This is a genomic window from Candidatus Dadabacteria bacterium (genome assembly GCA_026706695.1).
Taxonomy (GTDB): Bacteria; Desulfobacterota_D; UBA1144; order Nemesobacterales; family Nemesobacteraceae; genus Nemesobacter.
In genome coordinates, this window is the sequence record JAPOYE010000112.1 from 1 (window position 1) to 12,150 (window position 12,150).

Genomic DNA, 12,150 nt, shown 5'->3' on the forward strand with positions numbered 1-12,150 from the left:
TGGATTCGAGCTCGGAAACCGGAACCCCAAAAATCGCTACAGCGCAAATTCCTCACCCTTATGCTTTCTTGACACTATAATAACTATTCAATAGCATTCTCCGCAAGTTATGAGGCAATCCCGGCAGATATCAATCGGTGACGTAAAAATAGGCGGGGGAGCTCCCGTGTCGGTTCAGTCAATGACTATCACCGATACGAGAGACGTTGCGTCAACAGTTTCCCAGATAAAAAGACTTGAGAAGGCGGGTTGTGACATCGTCAGGGTAGCCGTTCCCGACATGGATGCCGCAAAGGCTCTGGGAGCGATAAGAAAAGAGATAAGGATTCCCCTTGTCTCGGACATACACTTTGATTACAGACTGGCCCTTGAATCAATAAGACAGGGAGTCGACGGGATGAGAATAAATCCCGGAAACATCGGCGCTAGGTACAGAATAAAGGCCGTGGTTAACGCCTGCAAGGAAAGAAGAATTCCCATAAGAATAGGCGTGAATTCAGGCTCTCTTGAAAAAGACATACTCAAAAAGCACAAACACCCAACGGCCGAAGCCTTGGTTGAGAGCGCAATGAGACATGTCGGCATACTCGAGGACCTTGATTTTCTCGACATAAAGATTTCAGTCAAGTCCACCGACGTGAGGAAAATGATTACCGCATACAGAATGCTCGCGGACAAGACCGAATATCCGCTCCATCTCGGAGTTACCGAGGCGGGGACCCCGGGAATGGGGACGGTGAAATCCGCCATAGGAATCGGAGCGCTTCTGGCTGAAGGGATAGGTGACACGATAAGGGTGTCCTTAACCGGCGATCCGGTGGAGGAAATAGTTGTCGGAATGAACATACTGAGGTCCCTTGGAATCAGGAACAACGGAATTGAACTTATCTCGTGCCCGGGATGCGGGCGACTTGAAATAGATCTTGAGAAGCTGGTTTCTGAAGTTGAACAAGGTGTTTCCGGTTTTAACCTTCCAAGACCGGTTAAAGTCGCCATACTGGGTTGCGTTGTCAACGGGCCGGGTGAGGCCGCGGAAGCTGATATAGGGATAGCGGGGGGAAGGGGGAAAGGAATGCTCTATCGGGACGGAAAGCTGATAAAATCTTTCAGAGAAGCCGATTTGGTCGGGGAGCTTGTCAAAGAAATAGAGAGAAATTACGTCAACTGAACTGAAAACCCCGCAAAATTGCTTTCCAGCTGAGTTCAGATCACTTTAAAGGAGAAAAACGAATGAGGTTTTCTTCCTATTTCATACCCACGGTCAAGGAAGACCCTTCGGATGCCGAGATCATAAGTCACAAGCTTATGGTAAGAGCAGGCATGATAAGAAAGCTTGCGGCCGGGATCTACAACTACCTTCCTTTGGGACTCAGGTCCATAAGAAAAGTCGAAAACATAGTGCGGGAAGAAATGAACAGGGCAGGAGCCATAGAGCTCCTCATGCCCGCAGTGCTTCCGGCCGAACCTTGGATCGAAAGCGCCAGATGGGATTACTACGGAAAGGAACTTCTTCGCTTCAAGGACAGAGCCGAACGGGATTTCTGTCTGGGACCCACGCACGAGGAAATAATAACGGACATAGTCAGGAAGGAGATTCGTTCCTACAAACAGCTTCCTGTTAATTTTTACCAGATACAGACGAAATTCAGGGATGAAATCCGTCCCCGCTTTGGGGTTATGAGGGCACGTGAATTCATAATGAAAGATGCCTACAGCTTTGACGTTTCGGATGAGGGAGCGGATCGTTCCTACCAGGCGATGTACGACGCTTATGTACGTATATTTGAAAGATGCGGGCTCGCGTTCAGCGTGGTTGCCGCCGATTCAGGAAACATCGGCGGAAGTTTTTCACATGAGTTCATGGTGACTGCCGACACCGGGGAAGACGTAATAATGAGTTCCACGGAGGCAGATTACGCCGCCAACCTCGAACTCGCAAAAATCGGCATTTCAGAAGACGAAAGGGAAGGATCAAGAACAACCTCCGGACATGAAGAGGTCTCCGAGGTCCATACCCCGGGCCTTAAAACGGTTGAGGATGTGGCGCAGCTTTTAAAAGTCGGTCCGGAAAAATTGATAAAGACCCTTATAGTGCATACCGAAACGGAACCGGTCGTTGCGCTCGTAAGGGGAGACACAGAGCTCAGTCTAACCAAGCTTCGAAATTTTCTCGGATGTGATGTCGCAGAACTTGCTGATCCGCAGACAATTCTGGAAGTTTCAGGAGGCCCGCTTGGATTCAGCGGACCCGTGGAACTTAAGAGAAAGAACGTGAGAGTGATTGCGGACAAATCCGTTCGCAATATGAAAAACGCCGTAACGGGAGCCAACAAAGGCGATTATCACATAACCGGCGTTAACCCCGGGCGGGACTTTGAAGCCGATTCCTATGCGGACATAAGGGTGGCGAGGGAAGGGGACCCGTGCCCGGTTTCTGAAAACGGAGTTCTGAAGGCGTCAAGGGGCATTGAAGTCGGTCATGTTTTCAAGCTTGGGACCAAGTACAGCGAAGCCATGGGAGCCACCTACGTAAATGAGAACGGAGTGGAAAAACCGCTTGTTATGGGTTGTTACGGAATCGGGATAGGAAGAACGGTAGCAGCGGCGATAGAACAGAATAACGATGAGTACGGAATAAAATTTCCCGTCCCCATAGCTCCGTTTGAAGTTTCCGTGCTTCCGATAAACATGAAGCAGCAGGATGTGAAGGACGCAGCGGAGAAAGTGTACTCAGCGCTTCTCCACGATGGAGTGGATGTTCTTATTGATGACAGAGCGGAGACCGCTGGGGTGAAATTCAAAGACTCGGATCTGCTCGGAATCCCGATTCAGGTCACTGTCGGGCAAAGAAGCCTGAAAGAGGGCAAGGTGGAGATAAAAAATAGAAACTCCGGTAAGAGAATAAGCATTATGGTAGAAGAAGTCTCGGGAGAAATTGCTGCTCTTTTGGCTGAAGAGAGATAAGAAGAAGAACACCGGGGTGGAAATTTTGGGGTTTATATACTGCCCAAAAGTGTGATAAGATGTGAGCATGGGCTTAATGTATTCCCTACAGATCAGGTTCGAGATAATACTGCAGCGTCTGAACAGCATAGAGAAGCGCTTAAAATGAGCCACGCAGAAGTTAAAATCCAGGTCGATCAGTTCAAAGGAGCTCTGATAATAAGCGTATCCGGCGAGATTAAAGGCCTGAGCGGACGGGAATTTCACAACGCGATATTCCAGGAAATCCAGGGGCAGGAAGTCCCTATAGTTCTAGACCTCAAAGGGCTGACCTACATCAACAGCACGGGACTGCGCTCGATCCTGCTTGTCGCCAAAAGGCAGCAGGACATCAAATCGAAATTCGCGGTGTGCTCCCTGTCCAAACCTATGAGAGAAATATTCGAGATCACGTGCTTTGACCGGATCATGTCGGTGCTTCATTCCCGCTCCGAAGCCATAGAAGCGGTAACTTAAAAGTCCGCCAACACTTAGTTGCTTCTTCCGAAGGTGAAGTTTCCTTCTTTGTCCAGATCCACTTTTACCGTGACCGCATCCTTGAAATTTCCTTTCAATATCTCGTTTGCAAGCGGGTCCTGTATATATTTCTGTACGGCGCGTTTAAGGGGCCTTGCCCCGAAAACGGGATCGTAACCAATATCAACCAGTCTTGTAACGGCTTTCTTGGAGAGTTCTATGGCGAGATTTTTCTCCGCAAGCCTCTCTCTCAGGTATCCAATCTGGATCTCGGCTATCTCAATGAGGTCTGTTCTTTTCAGGGCGCTGAATATGACAACTTCGTCAATTCTGTTTAGAAACTCGGGACGAAAATAATTTCTGAGCATCTCGTTTATCTTATTTTCCATTTCCTCGCTGTCTCCTGACGACTCCTGTATGTGCTGGCTCCCCAGGTTTGAGGTCATTATTATTACGGTGTTGCGGAAATCAACGGTTCTCCCCTGTCCGTCGGTGAGTCTTCCGTCGTCAAGAATCTGAAGAAGCAGGTTAAACACATCGGAGTGCGCTTTTTCTATCTCGTCAAAAAGCACCACGGAGTAGGGTCGTCTCCTCACGGTTTCCGAGAGCTGTCCCCCTTCCTCGTATCCGATATATCCGGGAGGGGCTCCGATCAGTCTTGATACCGAGTGCTTCTCCATATACTCGCTCATGTCAATCCGTACGATCGCGTCTTCATCATCAAACATGAATTCGGCAAGTGATCTGGCAAGTTCGGTCTTCCCGACCCCCGTGGGCCCGAGGAACATGAACGAGCTTATCGGCCTTTTCGGATCGGAGAGCCCGGCCCTTGACCTGCGAAGCGCATTTGAGACCAGTCTTATGGGCTCCGGCTGTCCCACCACCCGCTTCGAGAGTCTTTCTTCCATATGAACGAGTTTCTCGACCTCCTCCTCAACCAAGCTTGATACTGGTATTCCCGTCCATTTTGACACAACCGCGGCTATATCCTCGGCACTTACTTCCTCGCGAAGCATTTTCCTTTGACTCTGTATTTCGGAGAGCTCCCCACCGAGGTTCTCCATATCCTTTTCAAGCTCCGGAATTCTGCCGTAAAGAAATTCCGATGCGCGGGAGAGATCTCCTTCTCTCTGTGCTCTCTCCGCATCCATTCTTCCGGTTTCTATTTCCTCCTTGGTCTTTCTTATCCTCGATATGCAGTCTTTTTCCTTCTGCCAGTGCGCTTCAAGCACCTCCGCTTCCTCTTTCAGTTCCGAGAGGTTTTTCTCAATCTCTTCAAGTTTTCCCCGAAGTTCAGGATCCTGCTCTTTTCTAAATCCCTCCCTTTCTATCTCAAGGCGCATTATCTTCCTTTTTATCTCGTCTATCTCCGTCGGCACGGAGTCAATCTCCATTTTGAGCCGTGCAGAGGCCTCGTCCATCAGGTCAACGGCCTTATCGGGCAGAAATCGCCCGGAGATATACCTGTCTGAAAGCTGGGAGGCGGCAACAAGGGCTTCGTCCTTGATTTTTACCCCGTGGTGAACCTCGTACTTTTCCTTAAGACCCCTTAGGATCGATACGGTTTCCTCAACGGAGGGTTCATCGACGTAGACCTGCTGAAACCTCCGCTCAAGGGCTGCGTCCTTTTCTATGTGATTTCTGTATTCATCAAGAGTGGTCGCACCTATGCAGTGAAGTTCTCCGCGCGCAAGGGCCGGCTTTAGCATGTTTGACGCGTCCATCGCTCCATCGGCCGCTCCGGCTCCAACTACGGTGTGTATCTCGTCTATGAAAAGAATTATCTCCCCTTGGGATTCCGTGACTTCTTTCAGCACAGCCTTGAGTCTCTCCTCGAACTGTCCCCTGTACTTTGCTCCTGCAAGCAGGGATCCAAGATCTAGGGAAATCAATTTTTTGTCCTTAAGTCCCTCGGGAACATCGGAGTCAACTATGCGCTGTGCCAGCCCCTCCACTATGGCTGTTTTCCCCACTCCGGGTTCCCCTATGAGCACAGGGTTGTTCTTCGTTCTTCGAAGGAGCACCCGTATCACGTTCCTTATCTCGTCATCTCTTCCTATTACCGGGTCTACCTTCCCGCTTCGGGCAAGTTCGGTGAAGTCCTTTCCGTACTGGTGAAGCGGTTCCATGGTGTCTTCAGGATTCTGCGTGTTCACTGTCTGGTTACCTCTCAGTTCTTTAAGTACTTTTAAGATCCCTTCCTTAGTCACCCCTGATTCTGAAAACCCGTTTCCCAAGGCCCCGGAGGCGAGAGAAACAACTCCAATCAGAAGGTGTTCAGTGCTCACGTACGCGTCTCCAAGATGGTGCGCTTCCTTGTCGGCCGACCGGATGGCAGAATCAAGTTCTCTGCTCATGTATATCTGGTCAGATGCCCCTTTCACCTTGGGAAGCTTGGATATCTGCTCGGCGGCCGTCCGCGCAAGCTCCCGGGGGTCGGATTCCAGTCGCTCCAGAATCTTGGTCGGCATCCCGGGCTGACTTACAAGAGCCGCGAACAGATGAGGCAGGTCAATCACCTGATTTCCGCCGTCGCTAGCCGCGTTTTGTGCCTCCAGAATGGCTTCCTGAGCCTTCAATGTGAATTTTTCAGGCGAAATCATCTCAGACACAAAATAATTCTTCTTTGTGCGGAATCAAGGAATTGCCCGAAATTGAAAACGGGCGGGGAAAGGGAGCAAGAAAAGATCGCGCAATAGCCCCCTGAGTGCGGTTAAAACACCGCACGCACAGATTGGCTGCACAGAAAAAAACGATGAATTGCAAGGAACGCCGATTAAAGCGTATCTGCGCTATTTCCCGAGGATGCTCACGACGCAGGTAATTCCGTCCATGGCGGGCTGGGCGCCTCCCATGGTCTCGATGATGCCGACTTTCGCATCTTTTACCTGGCGCTCCGGCTCGACTTCCCCTCTTATCTGCCTTACGATCTCGGCAGTCTGAAGAAGTCCTGTAGCTCCGACCGGATGTCCCCGTGAAAGCAGGCCGCCGCTTGGGTTGACCGCGACTTTGTCGCCTCCGACCCATGTGCTTTTTTCGTCTATGAGAGTTGCTCCCTCTCCCTTCTCGCAAAAGCCGAGAGATTCGACAACCATCATTTCCGCTATTGAGAAAGCATCGTGAATTTCGGCTACGTCCATGTCTTCGGGCCCCAGTCCCGCCATCTCGTAAGCCATCTGGGAGGTTCTCCAGACGTTCTCCGAAGGATCGCAGGTAAGGCCTGTGGGGCTGCTGTATTTGCCCGACTGCGCGACGCATCCCAGGATCTTTATCGGCATCTTTTTAGCAAGCTCTCCGACATGCTCCTCGGAACACAGCACCGCGGCCGCGGCTGCGTCTCCAACGGGACAGCACATGTTACGCGTAAGCGGGTCGGCGATCACCGGCGCACCCAGCACTTCTTCCACGGTTGTAGTCTTTCTGTACTGGGCAAGAGGATTGAGCGAAGCATGGTAGCGGCTTTTTACGACGACTTCGGCCAGCTGTTCAATCGTGACCCCGTATTCGCTCATGTACTTTGAAGCTCTTATGGCGTAGAGCCCGGGCATTCCCATACCTATGGATACCTCAAGGTCATCTTCCTCGAGGGGCAGGGGACCACCGGAGAGAATTCTGCTCAGATTCTCAACGCCCAGAGCGAGCGCTATGTCGTACTGACCGTAGGCCACGGTTCTCCAGGCTTCCCACAGGGAAAGGGTTCCGCTTCCGCAGGCACCCTCCACATTTATGGTGGGCTGTCCGACAAGTCCTATATCCTTAAGCGCTCTCTGCCCGACTCCCATGCCTTGGTAGACATGGCCGCAAAAGGCGATTTCTATCTTTCGCGCGTGAATTCCCGAATCCTGTATCGCGGCCCATGCGGCTTCTCTTGCGAGAATGTGAGCCGGTTTATCGGGAAATCTTCCGCAGGCGGTGTTTCCCACTCCTATTATGTATACGTCTCTCATTAATAACTCCTCCTGCTTGCGCTATAATTTCGGCGATAAATGTATACCAAACTATCCGCATTGTAAAATTTAAGGAATTTTGATTTTTGATGATGAAATTTCTGCGATTTAGTGGTATGATGTTCGGAGATGTTATGCAGTTTCAGCTTTATTCTGAACAAAAAATACCCAGATAGGAGGTTATTAATATGAGTGATGTACCAAGTGCCAGCGAAGTTGGTAGTATCATGGACACTTTCAGTTCCATAGGAACAAGAAGGTCCATCAGGTGGTATGAGCCGCATAAGTCCGTTGAGAAATGGAAGGTTCAGGCCATGCTGGAAGCTGCCCGGCTTTCTCCTACGGCAGGCAACTTCAATGGGCAAAGAGCAATAGTTGTATACAGGGATGAAGATCCCGAAATATGGGAGTTTATATCCGACTGGAGTCAGATCACAACGCAGATGGCCCCCGTGCTTATCTTCTGGTGTTATGACATGGCCAACTACGACACAATGGGTCAGTCTATCCACGACCTTCTAAGAACTGGAGCACTCGATAAGGCGCACGGCTGGGAATATGACAGGGTATCCAGGCTGTTCCCGCTTGCCGCAATGCTTCCCGATGCGGTACTGCACCGTCTTGCTGCGATCGATCTTGGAAATGCGATACAGAACGCCTGTCTTGTTGCGACGTCCTTGGGTCTCGGGACCTGTCTTAACGGCGCCAGCGGTGGAGCCAGGAGGAACACGAAAGCAAAGTTCAATCTTCCAGACACTTACGTTTTCAGCTGGCTTATGACCGTCGGTTATCCCGCAGAAAGCATGGACGGCGGCGGAGCAAGAAGCCGGCCCCCGTTTGGAACAATGTTCTTCGAAAAGCAGGTCGGAAACGCTTTCCCGAGAGACCCCGAGGTAGTAAAGCTTCTAGAGGATCTGAACATGCTTCAGCCGGCAGGACCTCTTCCCGGAAGACTCGAGGAGATAAACAAGCTCACCAGGCGTTTCGGTCTCGGAGACGAGTGGCTTACGGACTGGCAGCTTGAAGAGTCCCAGCTTGGGGATCTTGCGGGAGACAAGAAACCTGCACCCCTCAGTGCCGATGCAGTCCAGGCTTCGGTCGCGGGCGCATCCGCTGACCCCTCGGGCTTTACCCTCAAACCGACCGTAAAGCGGGAGGAGATCCAGAAGTACAGGGAAGAAAAAGGCATTGGGGATGCCGACTAGTTCTTATCAAAAATAAACAAGGAGGTTTTGGTAATGGCAGAAATAACGTTCAATATTCCAGATCCGATTCATGACAAGATAAAGAAAAGAGCCGAGCAGACCAAGAACAGCGATGTTGGTATTATAATCGCCACTCTGGCTCTTACTTTCAACGCTGCAATTTATGACCATACAAAGTGGCTCCAGAATCTAGATGGAGTGGACGACAAGTCTAAGCCTTGGTAAGGTCACGGAAGTAAAAAACAAAAAGGGGGTGTTCGTGCGAACGGTCACTCCCTTTTTGTTTTATTGCTTTTACGAACAAGACTGCTAAAGCCCTTGGGAAACTAAAGGGAACTATGCAGCAGAGGAGGCGGGGAACTGCCTTTCAGTTCTTTTTCCAAGTTAGAATTCCGAAGTTTGGCATCCGCATCAGTTTCTTCAACGAATTTCTCTAAATAGAGAAGTAACTCTTTGAAATCTCTTCCGTCTCTGGCTGATACAAACGGAGTTTCAGGAAATGTCTCGCGAAGAGCGGCTTGTGTGTCTGCATCGGCCTGATCAACCTTATTAAACACGAGAATGCTTGGTATGTCTTCGAACTCCATGGATTCTACGATCTTAATTACCGAATCTATTTTGTCCCTGACTTCGGGATCACTCGCATCAGCTACATGAAGCAGCAGGTCGGCTTCGCCTATTTCTTCAAGCGTTGCCCTGAACGCATTTATGAGTTCCTTGGGAAGCTTGCTTATAAAGCCCACGGTGTCTGTCATGAGCACATGCTTTCCTCCGGGAAGCATGACCCTTCTTGTCGTCGGGTTAAGGGTCGAGAAGAGCTTGTCCTGGGTAACTATTGAGGATTTGGTCAGGCGGTTAAAAAGCGTGGATTTGCCGACATTCGTGTACCCGATAAAAGACAGGGTCGGGATCATTGAGGTTCTCCTGTTCTTTCTCGTGTGTTCCCTTCTTCTGCAAAGGCCGTCAATCTGCTTTTCTAGCTGTTCAATCTGTTTTCTTATGTTTCTTCTTTCCTGCTCAAGTTTTTTCTCTCCGGGACCTCTCGTGCCTATTCCACCCCCCAGCTGGGAAAAAGCCGTCCCCTTGCCTTTAAGTCTCGGCAGATTGTACTGGAATTCTGCAAGCCTTGCCTGGATTTTTCCTTCGTTTGTCTTGGCGTGTTTCGCGAATATCTGTATTATCAGCTGGCTTCGGTCCATTATATCAAGACTGGACTCTTCCCCGATAGCGTTTGCCTGGGTGGGGGTAAGTTCCGTGTCGAAAATTATGGTGTCGGCCCCAAGGTGCTTAGCGTGAAGAGCGATCTCCCTAAGTTTTCCTCTGCCGACCAGGTAACGAGGATCAACGTTCTTTCTTATCTGGACCATCTTGTCGAGCACTACTTTTTCCGCGGAAAGAGCCAGGGAGTTAAGCTCCTCCAAGGATTTTTCAGCAAGGTAGCGAAACTTGGTGCTAAACCCCACAAGTATGACTCCTTCCCTGTTTTCCTTGCCCCCGTTCTTGAGAAAAGCGCTCCTTAGGGACTGTTCTATGGCGGCTATCTCCTGTTCAAGGTTAATGTTTATGCGACCTACGTCAGAAAACTTCGAGATTTCCCACTTCGCATGGTTTTCTCCGTCTGGTGGGACAAGGTTCGCATACTCAAAGCGCCCCGCTGAGCCGTTCTGACCTAAAGAGACAGAAGCTACCAGATCGAGTCTTTCATTTGCCAGGGTCGCCAGATCAGAATTCGTGAGACCAGACCCCTTGAGGTTAGTTCTTACGGCGCGAAATCCCCTGAGCCTGTATTTAGCTCTTCTCATCCTTCCAAGTAGATTTTCAAAAGGAAAATCGCAAGGTTCTCCGATGAATACGAACCTTATCTTTCCCTTACGGTCGATAAATGTCGTTATGGTTTTTCGGAGTTCCTTCGAAAAGGCTAAGAGGGTGCGCGTAAATTCAAGGGTGACCAGATGGTCTTGAGGGATTTTTCTCTTGTATATTCTGAGCAGGTTCTTCAGGTCGCTTCTGGTGAGGCCTGAGGTGTTTCCATGGATTCTGTCTATCTTTTGTCCCCCTTGAAGCATATATTATTACATCGAGCAAAGAATTTGAAGCATTTTCGGCGAAGAGTGGGAGAAAGCTTGCCGATTTGCCGATTTTTCAATGTTTAAAACGATAAGGCTCTTCATCTGTAGACCCCAGGTAGGAAGCGAAAAGTTATTAGGGTAATACACCGTGGAAACAAAAAAACAGCCATGGATTGCCGAGTTCTACGAAAAGGAGAAAGTCTCGGCCGACTCGGATAAAACATGCGGAAAAGCGGAGAAGGCCTCGGATTTTCTCTGTCGCAGCTTCGAGACCTGCGTGGAATCTTTAAACAAAGAATATGGCCGAGACGCAATCAGCGTGGTTGCTCCGCCTCGGGGCTTTATGCACGCGGTTTTTGATGCTGATGAAGAAACTCGAGGTTTTCTGCTGCTTTTCGGAACTTCAAAGCTGGTAATGGTCTTTTGCGGGGACGGAAACGCCGTTACATTTGTCGGGAGAAAAATTGATTCTGACTCCCAAAGCCAAAAGAAGAACTTAAAACTTCTCGGGGCAACTTGGGAAGAGACAGAAGACGGGGAATATCTCTTGCGGGACAGTACGGGAGTAGAAATCGAAATCCGCGAACTTGTGCTGCGGATAATCCGTTGGGGTACGGGCTAAGGAGTGAGGATGATGTGCGTCAGAAAGGCGATGACCATTATAAGCCCTATAAGCAACGGTACGCCAAGGATATAGTGAAACCCTTCTTTTTCGTGCGGTTCGAGATCAAACATTACGGCGCAAGGATAACCTATGCTTTCTGCCATTGCAAAGTTTTATTGAAGAGACTCTGAAATTTTGTTAGATTTCTACTGTAATGACTGAATATGTAACGCCTTTTTTCCGCCCTCCAAGCGAGCATAAAAGTTTCATTCTGCAGGCCACAATCGGCTGTTCCCATAACAAGTGCACCTACTGCGCCATGTACAGAAAGGAAACCCAGAAGTTCAGGGTAAGGCCTATGGGGGAAATAAAAGAAATTATTGATGCCGCGGCGCAGAGCGGGTTGCTTGAACGAAGAGTTTTCATTGCAGACGGCAACGCACTTGTACTCTCCACGGCTAAGCTGATGGAGATAATGAACTATCTCTATGAGAAAGCCCCGGATATTGAAAGGATCACCATGTACGCAAACATAGGGGACATACTCAGAAAATCAGTTGAAGACCTCACACGTCTCCGGGAAAACGGCCTCAGCATGGTCTACATAGGTTTTGAGAGCGGAGACGATGTGGTTCTTGAGAGAATAGAGAAGGGAGCGAATTTTGCCGAGACAGTTGAAGCCTCAAGAAAACTGAAAGCCTCCGGGATAATGAATTCGGTCATGGTGCTTCTCGGCATCGGCGGGAAGGACAGGAGCAGGGAACACGCTTTGGCTACCGGGAAGCTTCTTACCGAGTGTGACCCGGAATACGTCGGGGCTCTTTCTCTCCAGCTTAAAAAAAAAAAAACGATTTACCAGCAATGGC

11 protein-coding genes are annotated in these 12,150 nt (G+C 49.7%); 7 read left to right on the forward strand and 4 right to left on the reverse strand.

Annotation, left to right across the window (positions count from 1 at the left end; all coding sequences use genetic code 11):
* Nucleotides 1-109: 109 nt before the first annotated feature.
* The 3 genes from ispG to OXG10_08790 all read left to right on the forward strand — a co-directional run bounded on the left by ispG (nt 110) and on the right by OXG10_08790 (nt 3,459).
* Nucleotides 110-1,168 (forward strand): flavodoxin-dependent (E)-4-hydroxy-3-methylbut-2-enyl-diphosphate synthase, encoded by a 1,059-nt coding sequence (ispG, locus tag OXG10_08780; GenBank protein MCY3827448.1) that lies wholly within the window; start codon nt 110-112, stop codon nt 1,166-1,168.
* 62 nt (nt 1,169-1,230) lie between these two features.
* A complete protein-coding gene (locus tag OXG10_08785) occupies nt 1,231-2,964 on the forward strand; it encodes a proline--tRNA ligase (protein MCY3827449.1) in 1,734 nt (577 codons plus the stop codon).
* Nucleotides 2,965-3,108: 144 nt separating this feature from the next.
* Complete coding sequence (locus OXG10_08790; protein ID MCY3827450.1) at nt 3,109-3,459, forward strand: STAS domain-containing protein; 351 nt, start codon at nt 3,109-3,111, stop codon at nt 3,457-3,459.
* Between the two features lie 14 nt (nt 3,460-3,473).
* Here OXG10_08790 and clpB read toward each other — a convergent pair whose 3' ends face one another.
* Together clpB and OXG10_08800 are read right to left on the reverse strand one after the other, a co-directional pair.
* The gene (clpB, locus tag OXG10_08795; GenBank protein MCY3827451.1) at nt 3,474-6,062 is read right to left on the reverse strand and encodes an ATP-dependent chaperone ClpB; all 2,589 of its coding nucleotides are present in this window, start codon (nt 6,060-6,062) and stop codon (nt 3,474-3,476) included.
* Between the two features lie 189 nt (nt 6,063-6,251).
* Nucleotides 6,252-7,406: a thiolase family protein gene (locus OXG10_08800; GenBank protein ID MCY3827452.1), complete on the reverse strand. Its 1,155-nt coding sequence runs from the start codon at nt 7,404-7,406 to the stop codon at nt 6,252-6,254.
* Nucleotides 7,407-7,594: 188 nt separating this feature from the next.
* Between OXG10_08800 and OXG10_08805 the strand changes: the two genes are divergently transcribed.
* Complete coding sequence (locus tag OXG10_08805) at nt 7,595-8,611, forward strand: nitroreductase family protein (protein ID MCY3827453.1); 1,017 nt, start codon at nt 7,595-7,597, stop codon at nt 8,609-8,611.
* A gap of 33 nt (nt 8,612-8,644) precedes the next feature.
* Nucleotides 8,645-8,836 carry a hypothetical protein gene (locus OXG10_08810; protein ID MCY3827454.1) on the forward strand — a complete coding sequence of 64 codons (192 nt, stop codon included), beginning with the start codon at nt 8,645-8,647 and terminating at the stop codon, nt 8,834-8,836.
* 101 nt (nt 8,837-8,937) lie between these two features.
* Here OXG10_08810 and hflX read toward each other — a convergent pair whose 3' ends face one another.
* Nucleotides 8,938-10,677: a GTPase HflX gene (gene hflX, locus OXG10_08815; GenBank protein ID MCY3827455.1), complete on the reverse strand. Its 1,740-nt coding sequence runs from the start codon at nt 10,675-10,677 to the stop codon at nt 8,938-8,940.
* 151 nt (nt 10,678-10,828) lie between these two features.
* Here hflX and OXG10_08820 point away from each other — a divergent pair, with 151 nt between their 5' ends.
* The gene (locus OXG10_08820; GenBank protein ID MCY3827456.1) at nt 10,829-11,302 is read left to right on the forward strand and encodes a hypothetical protein; all 474 of its coding nucleotides are present in this window, start codon (nt 10,829-10,831) and stop codon (nt 11,300-11,302) included.
* Here the strand turns inward: OXG10_08820 and OXG10_08825 are convergent.
* Nucleotides 11,299-11,448: a hypothetical protein gene (locus OXG10_08825; GenBank protein ID MCY3827457.1), complete on the reverse strand. Its 150-nt coding sequence runs from the start codon at nt 11,446-11,448 to the stop codon at nt 11,299-11,301. The two genes, OXG10_08820 and OXG10_08825, sit on opposite strands and share 4 nt — an antisense overlap.
* Before the next feature lie 50 nt (nt 11,449-11,498).
* On the opposite strand from OXG10_08825, the gene OXG10_08830 reads away from it, so the two are divergent.
* The coding region (locus OXG10_08830; GenBank protein MCY3827458.1) for a radical SAM protein at nt 11,499-12,150 on the forward strand (652 nt) is incomplete at its 3' end.

Excerpts from the sequence above, each read along its gene's own strand:
- ispG (MCY3827448.1), top strand. The coding sequence starts at position 110 with ATGAGGCAATCCCGGCAGATATCAATCGGTGACGTAAAAATAGGCGGG.
- OXG10_08785 (MCY3827449.1), top strand. The coding sequence starts at position 1,231 with ATGAGGTTTTCTTCCTATTTCATACCCACGGTCAAGGAAGACCCTTCG.
- OXG10_08790 (MCY3827450.1), top strand. The coding sequence starts at position 3,109 with ATGAGCCACGCAGAAGTTAAAATCCAGGTCGATCAGTTCAAAGGAGCT.
- clpB (MCY3827451.1), bottom strand. The coding sequence starts at position 6,062 with ATGATTTCGCCTGAAAAATTCACATTGAAGGCTCAGGAAGCCATTCTG.
- OXG10_08800 (MCY3827452.1), bottom strand. The coding sequence starts at position 7,406 with ATGAGAGACGTATACATAATAGGAGTGGGAAACACCGCCTGCGGAAGA.
- OXG10_08805 (MCY3827453.1), top strand. The coding sequence starts at position 7,595 with ATGAGTGATGTACCAAGTGCCAGCGAAGTTGGTAGTATCATGGACACT.
- OXG10_08810 (MCY3827454.1), top strand. The coding sequence starts at position 8,645 with ATGGCAGAAATAACGTTCAATATTCCAGATCCGATTCATGACAAGATA.
- hflX (MCY3827455.1), bottom strand. The coding sequence starts at position 10,677 with ATGCTTCAAGGGGGACAAAAGATAGACAGAATCCATGGAAACACCTCA.
- OXG10_08825 (MCY3827457.1), bottom strand. The coding sequence starts at position 11,448 with ATGGCAGAAAGCATAGGTTATCCTTGCGCCGTAATGTTTGATCTCGAA.